We start from the raw sequence: 15,307 nt of genomic DNA, 5'->3' as shown, positions 1-15,307 counted from the left end.
AATTACCGTAGCCAAATCATCAACGCCGTTCGCTATTGAACGGCGTTTTTTTTGCCTTTAGCGGGTGTGTCCGTGGTGTTATGCATCTGCGGCCTGATTACGCTGCTGTTTATTATGACGCGTTGTCCAGACGAAGGCGGAGGTCAGCAATAGGATTAGCGTTGCGGTTGCCAGCACGGCCGAAAATCCAGAATCAAAGGCGGAATGTGCTTGTGCGGTGAGAATACGCTGCATATTTTCCGGCAAGGATTCGGCAAAAATTAATGCCTCGTCCAGGCTGTCATAGGCGGTATCCGGTGCGGAAAATCCGACGGGCAGTATAAATGTTGCGGAATAAGCGAAAGATAGCAAACTGCCCATCAGCGTCACACCCGTCGCGCCCCCCAACTCATAGGACACTTCTTCGATTGACGCTGCCATACCCGCCTTTTCAGCAGGCGCAACCTGCATAATCGTGCTTGATGCGGCAGTCATGGTCGAACCCACACCTGCGCCAATCACCGTTAGGCTGATAACTTGTATGATGATAGAGGCGTTGTGCAGCAGCAGATAGCTTCCCATCCCCAGCCCCGAAATCAACAGGCCAGCGGCTAGCATTGTTCCACTATTCACGCGTGGCAATATCTTTCCGGTTAATGGGCCGGAGATAAAGGAAGCCAGCGACAGCGGTAAAATAAACAATCCGGCCTGTAGCGGGGATAGTCCGACAACCAGCTGTAGCCGCTGTGTGAAAGCCAGTTCCATACCGATCAGTGCGGCGGCAGCCACGATGGCCGCAGCCACGGCAGCGCTGAAAGGCCGTAGGCGAAAGAGGGAAAAATCGACTAAAGGATGCTCGCTGTTACGCTGTCGCCGAACGAACAGCGTGATAAACGCCACGCCGATCAGCAGTGCGATTAGCGCATCTTCATAAGAAGGAATCCGTTTGCCCAGCTCTTTTATGGCATAGGTGACACCAATCAGACCCACCATAATTAATAGAGAGCCGATGAAGTCCCAGCGGTGTGAAGCGTTACCCGGCCGATGTGGGATCACGGTGATTCCCATGATGAGCGCAAGCAGTACGACCGGTACATTAATGAGGAAAACCGACCCCCACCAGAAGTACTCAAGCAGTATTCCGCCCATGACGGGGCCAAACGCCGCGCCACCGGATGCTACCGCCGCCCAGATACCAATCGCCAATGCGCGTTCCCGTTCATCGGTGAAGGTCAGACGAATAATCGATAGCGTGGCGGGCATCATCATCGCTGCACCAACCGCCAGTAGAGCGCGAGCGGCGATAAGCATACCGGGGGTGGGCGAATAGGCGGCAAACAATGATGCTGCACCAAAGACCACCAGCCCGGCAATAAATAAAGGTTTATGACCCAGCTTATCACCCAAGGTGCCCATCCCCAGCAGCAAGCCAGAGGCAATCAGCGCATAGATATTAACGATCCATAGCTTATCGGATGCAGAGGCGTGCAAATCATGAGTCAGTGTTGGGAGCGCGGTGTACAGCACCGTCATGTCGATAACAATCAGGAATAGTGCGCTGGAAACAATGGCCAAAATGAGCCACTTCTTTGGTGATTGCATAGCAGAATCTCTACCTTGATCTTTCATTTTTCATCTGTGAATAGCGTTCCGATGATATAGGTTTTCCCTTTTAATAAAAGGTATTTTCATGCTATTGGTTTTGTTACCGAATTTACATCAGCGCTTGAATTTACGCGATTGCGTCCCTGTTCTTTTGCGTTGTACAACAATTTATCCGCTTCTTTAAACGCGTCATGAAAATCTTCAATTCTTTCCAGATGAAAAAAACTTACACCTATACTGGTCGTATATCGAACGGTGCGACCATCCGAAATCGTTAGTGAGGAGTTCTCTATAATAAAGCGAATTCTCTCAGCTATATCTAAGCACTCAGTTACAGAGAGACCCTGGACGATTATTAAGAATTCTTCTCCTCCCCATCGGCATAGCAGGTCCTGAGGCCGAGTATACTGCTTAAGGGTTGCAGCAAATTCTTTGATGACATTATCGCCGACAGCATGCCCATAGGTGTCATTAACTTTTTTGAAGTGATCAATATCAAGTATAAATAAAGACATCACTCTATTTTCTCCACCTCGCGTGGAGTTAACGATATTTTTCAGATGTTGATTGAGTGATCGTCTATTTAACATACCAGTCAGTGCATCATGGTTACTTATTAATTCTATTCGCTTTATGTTTTTTTTATATTTATTAATAAATGATGATGCGATTATTACACTTATTATAATGAATGATGTGTTTATTTGAAATAAATAAGACAGTTCAAATAAATAGTCTTTATCTATTTTATCATGAACATCTATTAATCTTTTTATATAAATATAATTCAGTGCCATACCAGTTGCAGCACAAATAATAATTATTTTGTTAAATGAATGAGATAAGGAGAGGTAGATCAATGGTAGTATTGCTAATACACTTAATGTGATATTTAAGTAGGCGATGCAAAAAATAATAATAATGATATAGTAAAAGATAAATGATGGTTTTCTAATTGAATGCTTTGATACCGAAAAAACATTCTTTATGTTTTTTATTGCCTTTAGAAATAAAAAAACGAAAATGACACCAGAACTGAGTTCTTCGCTAAACCATTTTCTTGAGAGAATAAATATTTTCTCATCGCTGCTTGTAGAAAGTAGATATAGACCATAAGATATGGCTGAAAAAATCGAACCTATAAAAATAGAAATGAATATAAAGAAAATGTAATTTTTACTTAATTTATTATATGTATTTCCCTTTATTCTTGAAAATACTATGAATGTAATCCATGCGGTAATACAAAAAACTAAACTGATCGTACTATGGATTATTTTTTCAAAAAATGATTGATTGCTTTCAAGATAAGTAGCTGGGAACAGTATACCCAAGAATCCAACTATGCATAAAATAACGCTATGTAATAATTTGTTTTTTATGCTTTTATCCCGACTGCGATAACGTATGAGAAAGCAAAATAATAGAATATCTGCTGGCCAGAATAGAGAGGTGTCGTCAAGTAACCGAAAAGATAAACCTAAGTAACTTATAATTAAGGTTGAAATGAAAATAACTAATAATTCATATGCGCGAATTTTCATTTTTTTTCCCGGTTAACCTATTTGGCCTGGATCAATTTTGTATCATAACCACACCTAATACCCCCTTATCTTACATCATTTTATGATAATTATGATGCAACGATGAAAAGTGAAATAAATATGCAATTCGCTTAACCATGGCCTTGCACATTCTTATCCCATAGACACATTAACAGCAGTGATGGTGTGGGGGTCATGCCCCCAGAAAAGCCTGAACGTCTTTCTTGTTTTTTAGTATAAAAAATTGATTTTGTTCTTTATTTTCATCCGTTAGGCTGATGTGGAATCGTCCGAGAGTTTCATGTAAACATGCCAGGCGGCAGGATAAATTCAACTCTCCATTGGTCATACCATATTCTAGCTCCAATGCGCGCTGATGTGCCTGAGGCAGTTTGTCATTAGCCTTCAAAATTAATTGAACATGAGTATGCCATGAATAATCGCTAGTGGGATCGATTGTCGAGGCTTCTCTGCCTTCAATATTGAGGATTCGCGTAAGAATGAAGTCATTAAACTGCTGCTTAACATGGCAGTAGGCGCGTACTCGCCATCGTAATCCATCATTGCCTAAAGCGTGTGGGGAAATGAGCCGTGGTGAGTGATCCATTGATGATGAGGATTGATAGCAGATGCTCACTGCTCTTTTTTCACGAATCGCTCTGACAATGACTTCAACAACCTGTTCATTGTAGATATCGAGCGGGATATGAACCCAGCACACTTCTGGAGCAGATTCAATGAAACTGGCATCCGCTTCCAGTACCCCCGTCTTCATTGCCAATAACTCTGCTAAGTAGCGCTGGGCTGAATTCTGTGGGTAGACCGCAGAAAATGTTGGCGTCGCCGTGTAAGTTTTGGTTCGCCGATCGTAGACCAGATTATGGGGGGCGATCTCAATATATTTAGCGATGTCGAGCGACGCCTGAGGGATCGATAGCCCAAAAAAAGACGTTAGATCTGTACGATTTATGTGCCCACTCCACCGTAACCGAAAGTCGATGAATTGCAGTCGACGTTCCAGTCCCCAACTGCGTCCTTTAGCTACTTGATCTGAACCTGCCACTGAAGTCTTAGTCATATGCGTATAAAAATTATATTGATAAAAAAACTATATGCATTATTATGCGCCAAACTGGCCTTAGCGTCTATCTCTGACTTTGAATCACGGGAGGGATAGCTGCATGCCGCGTTTAGACTCGATTAGAGGTGCTAACTCATGAAACCAGCGTTCAACGATGTATTTGAATGTCACTCTGTCATCACTGGTGGGGAGATTCAGCGATGAGTTTTGTTAATTTCCATTCAAGCAGACTCAATCCAATATTATTTAAATTACTTAAATCATTGGTTTATTTTTCCGTTTCTGGTGGCGTAGCGGCGGCAGAATCTCATTATGACACCTTAATTATCAACGCCCGGCAGGGTGATATTTCCCCTGCCACGTCGTGGCTTGATGGGCAATCCAGAAATCGCGTACTGACCGCCGCCGAGGTGACTGACTGGCTGCTAATTAACGGTTGGGCGGGAAATGATGCAGAAGTAGTCCGAATTTGGAAAACCTATTCACCCTCGATGTCACTACCTGACCCTGCGTTGAGAGCGGCAGCCAAGTCTTACCGTAATCTCCGGCAGTGGCAGTCGTCAGTGGAATTATGGAGCCGGGTTTTGCAACGTTCTCCACGAGATGACGATGCTCGTAGTGGTTTGATACTCACCCTCGCCGATGCCGGACAGACAAAAAGAGCACTGGAACTTGCCGGGTCTCGTGTTAAGCGTGAGCCAACGGCAAACCACTGGCGTGAATTAGCGTGGGTGCAACGAATTGCGGGAATGCATACTGATTCCCTCTTTTCTATCATGCAGGCCATGCGTCATGCACCGCAGGATAAAGCGCTGCTTTATGACTATAGCGATATTCTTTCCAACAATAAGATTAGCGCACCTGCATTAAAAGCTCTGGAAAATGGCAAGCCCTACGGTATCCAGACGGATGAAAAGCAACGCCAGCGAGAGCTGGAGGCAGCGGCTGAGTTAGTTCGCCTTTCATTTATCACGTCCACAACGGAAAACGAACGATTCGTTGTGGCGGATCGCGCCTTGGCTCGTTATGACCGCTTGATGAAGCAATGGCGAACGCTGCCTTCTGCAAAAACCAGCTATCGCTACGCTCGAATTGATCGGCTAGGTGCATTGCTCGTCCGCTATCGCATGGAAGAAATTATTTCGGAATATCAATCACTCCTCAAAGAGGGGGAGATTCCCAGCTATGCACGAGCCTGGGTGGCTTCTGCCTATCTCTATCTGAAGCAGCCAGAAAAAGCAGAGCAAATTCTCAGTTCGGTAATACAAGAAGACCCTTCTCTGCGCTCTCAGATAGTGCGAAAAGGCGATTTTTTCTACAGCATCCTGGAGAATGAGAAAGTTGAACAGGCAGCCCAGTTGTCAGTTCAGGCTGAAGAAAAAACGCCTTATAAGAAACGTGTTTATGGTTTACCAACCGCCATACCTAACGACGATTGGGTTGACATCAAACACCTGCGAATACAGTCGCTGATTTCCCATAACGATCTTCCGGCTGCACAACGGTTGGCGGAAAGTCTGGCCTTTAGTGGGCCAGGAAACCAAGAGCTGAACATAAGTTTGGCGCAGGTTTATCTAAACAGGGGATGGCCGCGTCGTGCCGAAGTGTTATTAAAACGCGCTGAGTTGTTGGAACCAAGATCGTTCGGGGTGGAAACTCATCAAGGGCTCACTGCATTGGAATTGCAGGAATGGCGTCAGCTTGATCAGTTGACTGACGATACCATGGCTCGCTACCCAGATGATTTCTCTGTGAAACGATTATCGCGGTTGCGTCAGGTTCATCACATGGCGGAGCTGCGTATTTCAGGTACTCAGGGCCTCAAGTCTGACAGTCCAGTCAAGGGAATGAATGACACGGATATTGATGCCGTGCTCTACAGCCCGCCGTTTGCCGACCATTGGCGAGTGTTCTCTGGGGGGGCTTTTAATCAAAGTGATTTTACTGAAGGACGGGCTATCCATCGCACTATACGCGGCGGCGCGGAGTTTACCGACCGTGATAATTGGGCTGAGGCTGAGTTTTCACATCGGAATTTTGGATTTGGCTCTGATATCGGCGCACGTCTTTCTTATCGACATGACATTAATGACTTTTGGCGTGTCGGCCTTAGTGCTGAACGGCTAATGCGCAGCACGCCGCTACGAGCACTTAAAAATGACGTAACGGCGAATGGCGGTGGGGGCTATGTACGCTGGCGTCAAAGCGAACGACGTTCATGGCAAGCAGATCTGTCGAACGGATGGTTTTCTGATGGCAACAGACGTCAGGAATATGCGCTGAGTGCGCAAGAGCGAGTCTTTTCATCGCCGTTTTTAATTCTGGATTTCACTCCGTCGATCAGTTTGGGGTCCAACAGCAAGCAGGCCGTTTCTTATTACAACCCGCGGAATTATGTGGCTGTGCTACCCGCCTTCACCCTCGATCATTTGCTTTACCGACATTATCAGACGGAGTGGCATCAGGAAGTGAATGCTGGTGTAGGGCGTTACTGGCAAAAAGGCGAATCCGCAGGGGCTATCACCACGCTCGGATACGGGCAAAGAGTACGGTGGAATGACGTACTGGATGTGGGGGTGAGCGCCCAGTGGGATAAGCGGCCTTACGACGGCAAGCGGGAGCAGAACGTGTCACTGTCTTTTGATTTGAATTATCGGTTTTGAGGAGAAAGGTGATGTCATTCATACGACTACGAAACTTTGTGATGACGTTGGGGGTGTTAATGATCACCGCCTGTGCACATTCCGTTGACGTGAAATATAGCTCGCCAGCAGAACGTCCTGTTTTGGTCAAAGAACAGGCCTGGAAGGCTAATCAATATATTGTTATTGCCTATCACGATGTTGCAGATGATGGTGCCGATCAGCGTTTCATGGCGGTGCGAACCAGTGCACTGAATGAACACTTTGCCTGGCTGAGAGAAAATGGTTACCACCCGGTATCCGTTGATGACATTCTGGCTGCTGGTTCTGGGGGGAAACCGCTACCGGACAGGGCGGTGTTGCTGACATTTGATGATGGTTACAGCAGTTTTTATCACCGTGTTTACCCTCTCCTTAAATCCTATGGTTGGCCAGCTGTACTGGCACCCGTAGGGCGCTGGCTGGATACGCCAGAAGATCAGCCAGTGGATTTTAGTGGTGTTCAAATACCCCGCAACCATTTCCTTACCTGGCAGCAAGTCAGTGAAATGGCACAATCCGGCCTGGTAGAAATTGGGGCACATACTTACGACTTACATAATGGGATTCAGGCAAACCCGCAGGGGAATATGGAGCCTGCCGCCGTCACTCGCTACTATTTCCCTGAGAGTAAGCGATACGAAACGCGGGGTGAGTATCGTGAACGTTTTGCATATGATGCGGACCTCATTACGGAAAGAATTGCTGACGCGACGGGGAAAAAGCCTCGGGTTTGGGTGTGGCCCTATGGTGCGGTAAGTGGGGACGCGCTAAACATTGTTAAGCAGCGCGGCTATCAGCTAGCACTAACGCTTGGAAATGGGCCTGCTTCGGCTGACTCACCGTATAATGTCCCCCGGATACTGATTAACAATAATCCAGATGTGCAGCAGTTCGCGCTGTTGGTCAGCTATGTTCGGGAACCTGAGGTGATACGGGTCGCACATATCGATCTGGATTATGTTTATGACACCGATAAAGCCCAGCAGTCTCGTAATGTGGATGCATTAATTCAACGCATTGCCGATTTGCGTATTAATACCGTTTATCTTCAGGCTTTCTCCGATCCGAACGGTGATGGCAATGTGCAGTCACTCTATTTCCCTAATCGTTGGATGCCCGTCCGAGAAGACCTCTTCAATCATGTGGCCTGGCAATTGGCCTCGCGGGCGCTTGTTCGCGTTTATGCCTGGATGCCGGTACTGGCCTTTGATATGGATGATGAGACGTTGCAGCGCGTTGAGCGGATTGACAGTGAAAGCGGGCAATGTAGTGTCAACCACAGCCAATACAAACGTTTATCGTTATGGGATTCGGAGGCCAGAAGACGAATTGCTGATATTTATGAGGATCTTTCTGCCTACACCATGTTTGGTGGCATCTTATTCCATGATGATGCCGTACTTGCCGATGATGAGGATGCAAGCCATCCGGCCATGCAAGCATATCAAAAGGCGGGATTCCCCAGCTCGATTGCCAATATCCGTCGTGACCCCCAGCTTACTGCTCGTTGGACGCGGTTTAAGAGTAAAGCGTTAACGGACTTTACGCTCGAACTGGCCGCTCGCGTGCATGAGATCCGTGGCCCGCAAGTCCAAACTGCGCGCAACATTTTCGCATTACCGATGATTGAACCGGAAAGTGAAGCGTGGTTTTCCCAAAATCTGGATGACTTCCTTGCCGCTTATGATTGGGTTGCCCCTATGGCGATGCCATTGATGGAAAACATCGCGCCCAGGGACAGTGATGCGTGGCTACAGAAGTTGGTACAAGAAGTGGCTCGCCGCCCCGGTGCGCTGAATAAAACGGTATTTGAACTTCAGGCAAGGGATTGGCGTGTTCCGGGAGAACCGTGGTTAGACACCGAACAATTGGTTAAATGGATGACCGTGTTGCAACTGAATGGTGCGCAAAATTACGGTTATTATCCGGATGATTTTCTGAATAATTCACCTGAATTGAAAAGCATCCGTCCTATGATTTCACCAGAATGGTATCCACTGCCATGATAGAACGAATCCTAGCTTTCTTAATATTATGTTTGATGCTCGGCATCCCTTTTGGCGTGATGTTCTCCCTTACGGGAGATGTCGCTCTTAACTTTACCTTTTTCTGGCCTTTGTTTATGTCTGGGCTATGGATAACGGGAGGGCTGTATTTCTGGTTTCACTATGAACGGCATTGGCGCTGGGGAGAAGGAGTGGCACCGGATGAACCAACCGGGCGCCCGTTAGTTTCGATCCTGATTCCTTGTTATAACGAAGGGCCTAACGTGTGTGAAACGATTGAAGCAGCGTTAGCACAACGTTATACCCATATCGAAGTGATTGCGGTGAATGATGGTTCCAATGATAGCACGGGAGATGAGCTCGATCGGTTGGCAGGCCAATATGACAAACTTCGAGTCATTCATCTTGCGCATAATCAGGGTAAGGCGTTGGCGCTTCAAGCTGCGTGTGCTGCGGCCAAGAGCGATCTGCTGGTGTGTATTGATGGAGACGCACTTCTCGATCCCGATGCTGTCGCTTATTTGGTTAATCCGTTAATCAATAATCCGCGGGTTGGCGCAGTAACGGGAAACCCAAGGATAAGGACGCGTTCGACGCTGATTGGCCGCATTCAGGTTGGCGAGTTCTCCTCAATTATTGGCTTGATCAAACGCACACAGCGCGTTTATGGCAAAGTTTTTACGGTTTCTGGCGTTATTGCCGCTTTTCGTCGCAGTGCACTAGCCGAAGTTGGCTACTGGAGCCCTGATATGATCACGGAAGATATCGATATTAGCTGGAAGCTTCAATTGCGCAATTGGACGATATTTTTTGAGCCAAGAGCGTTGTGTTGGATTCTGATGCCGGAAAAACTATCTGGTTTGTGGAAACAGCGGCTACGTTGGGCGCAAGGCGGTGCCGAGGTCTTTTTAAAAAACGTCCGTCATTTATGGTCATGGCGCTATCGCAGAATGTGGCCGCTGTTCCTCGAATATTCTATTTCGATATTATGGGCCTTCACCTATGCCATGAGCGTCTTATTGTATTTATTGGGTTTTTTCATAACCCTGCCAGAGGGAATTCGGGTAGAAACGCTCTTTCCTCCCGCATTTACCGGCATGATGATAGGCGTTGTTTGTTTAATCCAGTTTGCGGTCAGTATGCTGATCGAGCGGCGTTATGAGAAAGATATTGGCAAATATCTGTTCTGGGTCATTTGGTATCCCATGGTGTATTGGACGTTGAGCCTGTGTACCAGCCTGGTAAGTTTTCCAAAAGTCATGCTGCGTTTTCGTAAAAAACGCGCTCGTTGGGAAAGCCCCGATCGTGGTATCGAAAGAGGATAAATTATGCATTCACCTTTAATTATTTCTGAAAGACGTTGGTTGCCAGTCTTTATCGATTCTTTCCTGACACTATGTGGATGGGGAATATTTATTTGGTTATTTTCTGAGGTGTTTATCGACACTTTTTTGAATGACTATGTTTCCGAAGCGTTTTTCTTTACCTCAGAGGGTTGGATTATATCGATACATTTATGCATATTCCTGGTAAATGCGACGCTCTTAATTGCCTGGGGGAAACTGGAACAATATCGCTATCGTTCCAGAAAAGAGCAAAGAATGCGAACTGATGCGCTAGACGCCAAGCACGTTGCCAGAAGTTTTTCTTTGTCAGATGGATTGGTTCAGGAATTGAGTCGTAATAAGATCCAGCGTGTTTGGCATAGTGAGCACGGAAGAATTATTGGTATCGACAACGTATCGTTGTGACCAACTGAAGGCGGATTTTAGTTTGATGGCGGTTGATGACGAGAGTGGGAAAGTCATTCTCTCTGATATCACCGCCTGTTTTCCAGGTTCGCCTCTTCCCGACAAGGACTGTGGCTCAGGAGGCGTGTAGTTTACCTGACGGTTCTTCACCTGATTGCTGCGCCGCCAGAATGTCACCCAAATTCCCTTCAATCCACACCGCTAACTCTTTTACCCGCTTGCCAACCTCTTTGCCTAATGGCGTCAGGCTATACTCAACATGCGGTGGGACAACCGGATAGGCTGTTCGCAGGACAAAACCATCACTCTCCAGCCATTGCAGGGTCTGCGCCAGCATGCGTTCACTCACGCCGCCAATCCGTCGGCGCAGTTGACTGAAGCGATGCGTATCATCAAGTAATGCAATGAGAATCAGTACGCCCCAGCGGCTGGTCACGTGATTAAGTATCTGACGAGACGGGCATTTCTCGGCTAAGACATCGCCGGGTGGCAGTATGGGCGGTAATAAATCTATGGGTGTTTTGGGGGGACTCACTATACTTACCTTTATGTATGTACTTACTTAAAGTTAGCTTTGTCGATATTATGCCAGTCAGTTCTTGTTAATAAAAGATGGTTAACAAAAGACAGTTAACAAAAGACGGTTAATAAAGGAGCTTGAGATGATTGCGATTACTGGTGCATCTGGCCAACTGGGCCGTTTAGTCATAGCACAACTGCTAGAGAAAGTTCCGGCGAACGACATCGTGGCGCTGGTGCGAGATGTGAATAAAGTTGCCGATCTGTCTGCAAAAGGCGTGCAGGTGAAAGCCGGCGATTACAATCAGCCAGAGGCGCTGGCTTCCGCTCTGCAAGGTGTTGATAAAGTGTTGTTGATCTCTTCAAGCGAAGTGGGTCAACGTGCGGCACAACACCGTAATGTCATTGAAGCGGCGGTGAAAGCGGGAGTTAAACTGGTCGCGTACACTAGCTTGTTACACGCGGATAAATCGCCTCTGGCGCTGGCGGAAGAGCACCGCCAAACGGAAGCGTTGCTGAAAGACTCTGGTTTACCGCACGTCCTGCTGCGTAACGGCTGGTATACCGAAAACTATGCGGGCAGCATTCCTGCTGCGCTGGAACACGGCGTATTTATTGGTAGCGCAGGTGACGGCAAAATTACTTCTGCAACCCGTGAAGACTTCGCCGCCGCTGCGGTTGCGGTACTAACGCAGGAAGGGCAAGCTGGAAAGGTTTATGAACTGGCCGGTGACGAACCTTACACGCTGACAGAGCTGGCGGCTGAGATTAGCAAGCAGTCTGGCAAACCTATCGGTTATCAAAATCTGTCTGAAGCTGAGTTCACTGCTGCGTTGGTTTCGGCTGGTCTACCTGATGTTTTCGCACAGATTATTGCGGACTCAGATGTTGGCGCATCCAAAGGTGGCTTGTTTGATGGTGGTAAGCAGTTGAGCCGTCTGATCGGCCGTGCAACAACGCCGCTATCTGCGGTGGTGAAAGCGACGCTGAAATAAAGCTTAAAAAGTAACGCTTAATACAATCGGCCCAAGGAGCATTCTGGGCCGATTATCTTTTATTGTTAGTGTGTGCTCACAATCACTAGCTTGCTTTTTTATCAGGATCTTGGGCGAGTTCTTGCTCTGAATTGCTAACATTTTCTCTGGTTTTAGTAGTAAGAAAATTGCCTACGGGCTGTTCAATGAATTTATAAAGCAGCCAGCCTGCGGTAAGGCTAATCCCACCCGCTAACATTATCAGTAGTGCGGCGTTCACCGCATGGTATTGCGCTCCGTCAGTCCATGCATTTAACACGCGAAGAACCAGAAAATGGATCAGGTAGAAACCGAAAGAAATATTCCCTAGCAATTGTATTGGTTTTGCATGCAAAAACGAACGTTTCTCTTGTAGATCGCTCACCGCGAGTGAACCTATCAGTAATGTTAGCGGAATGAGAGTAACCAAATTAAAGCTAAGCAGGAACGGCATGAAGAGATCGATGCAATATGTCACCGCAGTGAGTATTACGCTTGTTGTTACTGAAACGGGAATCCACTTTCCCTCCAGAATAATACGCGACAGCAGCATACCGATGGTGAATTCAAAAATACGTGTTGGCGGGAAGGTATAGGAAAGCCACCATTGAATTTCTCCCACCTTAAAAGGCCAACCTTCAATGAGTGGAACGGTGGGTAATAATGTATAGATTGCACCATTAACCACGATTAAGGCGAGATAGCATAATGTTACGGATATCCATAAATATTCAGTTGGTATTTTTTTTACAAGCTTGAGTAAGAATGGGTAAATAATATAAAGAAAAGCAATGACGGATAAAAACCAACTAGGAACATTTCCGCCAATATAAATATCGCCTTGCGGTATCCATGTCTGTATCAGAAATAAATTGGGTAACCAGACATCAACGCGTTCGATGCTGATTATTCCAGTAAAAAGAAGCAGTATAATAATGAAAATATTTACAGGGTATATCTTTGCGAATCGTTTCTTATAGAACTGAAGCGGGTTACGAACTGATGGAGATGACCAGTTCATGACAAACCCACTCAGGATAAAAAAGAACGACACACTGACCCATCCTGCTTTACTAAGGATAAAAGAGTAGGCTTCACCGATAGATTTATCTGAGAACAGGTTTAACATATTCCCAAGCGATGTGTGAAAAACAAATACAAGGATGGCTGCAATAATACGTATTCCGTTCAGCGATGGTAAGTTGTGAAGAGGTCTTTTTTTCATTCTCTTTACCTTAATTTTGAAAATCATGCGGAAAATCGGAGGTATCTTTGTTAAAAAAACGATATAACAAGAATTTTGTAATAATATTTATTCTGTTCTATTAAGAGATGAGTAGGTATTGGTTTTCCGAAGGGGAATATCCCTTCCCATTTACCAATGACATGGGTTTTATTTTTTACAAATAATTTTTATGGTGATGATAAATATAGATGGAATATCAACATGGATCCAGTGGTGGGTTTTTTGAGTAATAACCCTTTGGATTGTTCATAGAGGAGTGTCATAAGACGTGTTATTTATTTCTAGCACTCAGTGTAAAGCCATGTGAGTAAGTATTTGAAAGGTAAAGTGGGGCATTAATGATGAAGAGAGAAGCCTATATTTTTAACAATGAATTTCCAGCAGATCGCAGCATAAAGAGGAACAATTGACGGCATACGATGAGCCGTCAATTGTTTAAAGCGTTATACGCTTACTTGCCAATACAGAAGCTCGAGAAGATACGGCCGAGCAGGTCGTCAGAAGTGAATTCACCGGTGATTTCACTCAGGGACTGCTGTGCCAGCCGCAGTTCTTCTGCCAGTAGTTCGCCAGCGTAGGCGCTCACTAGCTGTTCTTTCCCCTGGATCAGATGCTGTGCTGCCAATTCCAGTGCTTGCAGATGACGGCGTCGTGCCAGAAAACCGCCTTCCGTGTTGCTGGTGAACCCCATGCTTTGCTTGAGATGATCGCGCAGCGTATCCACACCTTCACCCGTGCGGGCGGAAAGACGGATAAGTGAGTGAGTATTCACATCTTCTATACCGAGCGTTTCGCCAGTCACGTCAGCTTTGTTGCGCACCACGGTAATGGGCAGCGTCTTTGGCAGGCGTGCCATAAATTCGGGCCAGATTTGCTCAGGCTCAGTCGCCTGCGTCGTGGTGCCATCGACCATGAACAGCACGCGATCGGCCTGTTCAATTTCCTGCCAGGCTCGCTCAATACCAATGCGTTCGACTTCATCGCTGGCATCGCGCAGCCCAGCGGTGTCGATGATATGCAGCGGCATACCGTCAATGTGAATGTGTTCACGCAATACGTCGCGCGTAGTTCCCGCGATATCCGTTACAATCGCCGCTTCACGACCCGCTAACACATTGAGTAAGCTAGATTTACCCGCATTAGGACGACCCGCAATCACGACCTTCATCCCTTCACGCAGCAGGCTACCTTGATGCGCTTCGGCTCGGACGGCATCCAAATCGGCCATCACACCATTTAGCTGTGCTTCAATTTTGCCATCGGAGAGAAAGTCGATCTCTTCATCCGGGAAGTCGATGGCAGCTTCGACGTAGATTCGCAGGTGAGTAAGTGCTTCCACTAACTGATTTATACGAGTAGAAAATACGCCTTGCAGAGAGTTCAGTGCTGATCGAGCGGCCTGTTCCGAGCTGGCGTCAATCAGATCGGCGATGGCTTCTGCCTGCGCGAGATCGAGTTTGTCGTTCAGGAAGGCGCGTTCAGAGAATTCACCGGGACGTGCAATGCGCACGTCGGGTAGCGTCAGAATGCGTTGCAGGAGCAAATCCAGAATAACCGGACCGCCGTGACCCTGAAGCTCCAGCACGTCTTCACCGGTAAAGGAGTTCGGGCCGGGAAACCAGAGAGCAATGCCTTGATCGAGCGTGGTGCCGTTAGTATCACGAAACGGCAGATAATCAGCGTGACGAGGCTTGGGAAGCTTACCCAGAACGGCATGTGCCACCTCTGCGGCCGCCTGTCCTGAAACGCGTAAAATACCCACGCCTCCGCGTCCCGGTGGCGTGGCTTGGGCGACGATGGTGTCGGTATTGCTCATGATCTTCTCTCTGCGTTGATGCCTGTCTGTCAGGCTATTTTACGTATCGTTAGGGGATAAAAC

At 46.9% G+C, this 15,307-nt stretch carries 11 protein-coding genes; 5 read left to right on the top strand and 6 right to left on the bottom strand.

Annotated elements, in window-relative coordinates; genetic code table 11:
• Positions 1-78: 78 nt before the first annotated feature.
• From CLR69_RS18375 to CLR69_RS18365, 3 genes are all read right to left on the bottom strand, one after another.
• Complete coding sequence (locus tag CLR69_RS18375) at positions 79-1,581, bottom strand: MFS transporter (RefSeq protein WP_129712914.1); 1,503 nt, start codon at positions 1,579-1,581, stop codon at positions 79-81.
• An 86-nt stretch (positions 1,582-1,667) separates the two neighbouring features.
• Positions 1,668-3,128, bottom strand: a complete 1,461-nt coding sequence (locus tag CLR69_RS18370) for a GGDEF domain-containing protein (protein WP_129712915.1) — start codon at positions 3,126-3,128, stop codon at positions 1,668-1,670.
• A gap of 193 nt (positions 3,129-3,321) precedes the next feature.
• On the bottom strand, positions 3,322-4,191 hold the full coding sequence (locus CLR69_RS18365) for a BrxR family helix-turn-helix transcriptional regulator (protein ID WP_242451659.1): 870 nt from the start codon (positions 4,189-4,191) through the stop codon (positions 3,322-3,324).
• A gap of 218 nt (positions 4,192-4,409) precedes the next feature.
• On the opposite strand from CLR69_RS18365, the gene pgaA reads away from it, so the two are divergent.
• The 4 genes from pgaA to pgaD are packed head-to-tail and all read left to right on the top strand — an operon-like array spanning position 4,410 to position 10,650.
• Complete coding sequence (gene pgaA / locus CLR69_RS18360; RefSeq protein WP_129712917.1) at positions 4,410-6,872, top strand: poly-beta-1,6 N-acetyl-D-glucosamine export porin PgaA; 2,463 nt, start codon at positions 4,410-4,412, stop codon at positions 6,870-6,872.
• An 11-nt stretch (positions 6,873-6,883) separates the two neighbouring features.
• Positions 6,884-8,899 (top strand): poly-beta-1,6-N-acetyl-D-glucosamine N-deacetylase PgaB, encoded by a 2,016-nt coding sequence (gene pgaB, locus CLR69_RS18355; RefSeq protein ID WP_129712918.1) that lies wholly within the window; start codon positions 6,884-6,886, stop codon positions 8,897-8,899.
• Positions 8,896-10,224, top strand: a complete 1,329-nt coding sequence (pgaC, locus tag CLR69_RS18350) for a poly-beta-1,6-N-acetyl-D-glucosamine synthase (protein ID WP_129712919.1) — start codon at positions 8,896-8,898, stop codon at positions 10,222-10,224. The genes pgaB and pgaC overlap by 4 nt, the downstream gene beginning before the upstream one ends.
• 3 nt (positions 10,225-10,227) lie before the next feature.
• Positions 10,228-10,650, top strand: a complete 423-nt coding sequence (pgaD, locus tag CLR69_RS18345) for a poly-beta-1,6-N-acetyl-D-glucosamine biosynthesis protein PgaD (protein ID WP_129712920.1) — start codon at positions 10,228-10,230, stop codon at positions 10,648-10,650.
• Between the two features lie 115 nt (positions 10,651-10,765).
• Here pgaD and CLR69_RS18340 read toward each other — a convergent pair whose 3' ends face one another.
• Entirely contained in the window at positions 10,766-11,185 is a 420-nt protein-coding gene (locus tag CLR69_RS18340) for a winged helix-turn-helix transcriptional regulator (RefSeq protein WP_129707543.1), read from the bottom strand.
• Positions 11,186-11,312: 127 nt separating this feature from the next.
• Here CLR69_RS18340 and CLR69_RS18335 point away from each other — a divergent pair, with 127 nt between their 5' ends.
• Positions 11,313-12,164 carry an SDR family oxidoreductase gene (locus CLR69_RS18335; protein ID WP_129712921.1) on the top strand — a complete coding sequence of 284 codons (852 nt, stop codon included), beginning with the start codon at positions 11,313-11,315 and terminating at the stop codon, positions 12,162-12,164.
• An 85-nt stretch (positions 12,165-12,249) separates the two neighbouring features.
• On the opposite strand, the gene CLR69_RS18330 is transcribed toward CLR69_RS18335, so the two are convergent.
• Both CLR69_RS18330 and mnmE read right to left on the bottom strand, forming a co-directional pair.
• A complete protein-coding gene (locus CLR69_RS18330) occupies positions 12,250-13,407 on the bottom strand; it encodes an acyltransferase family protein (protein WP_129712922.1) in 1,158 nt (385 codons plus the stop codon).
• Positions 13,408-13,879: 472 nt separating this feature from the next.
• A complete protein-coding gene (mnmE, locus tag CLR69_RS18325; RefSeq protein WP_129712923.1) occupies positions 13,880-15,244 on the bottom strand; it encodes a tRNA uridine-5-carboxymethylaminomethyl(34) synthesis GTPase MnmE in 1,365 nt (454 codons plus the stop codon).
• Positions 15,245-15,307 lie beyond the last annotated feature (63 nt).

This window comes from Pectobacterium zantedeschiae (assembly GCF_004137795.1).
GTDB lineage: Bacteria > Pseudomonadota > Gammaproteobacteria > Enterobacterales > Enterobacteriaceae > Pectobacterium > Pectobacterium zantedeschiae.
The sequence above is the reverse complement of the archived record's forward strand: the minus strand, read 5'-3'. Positions and strand labels throughout refer to the sequence as shown.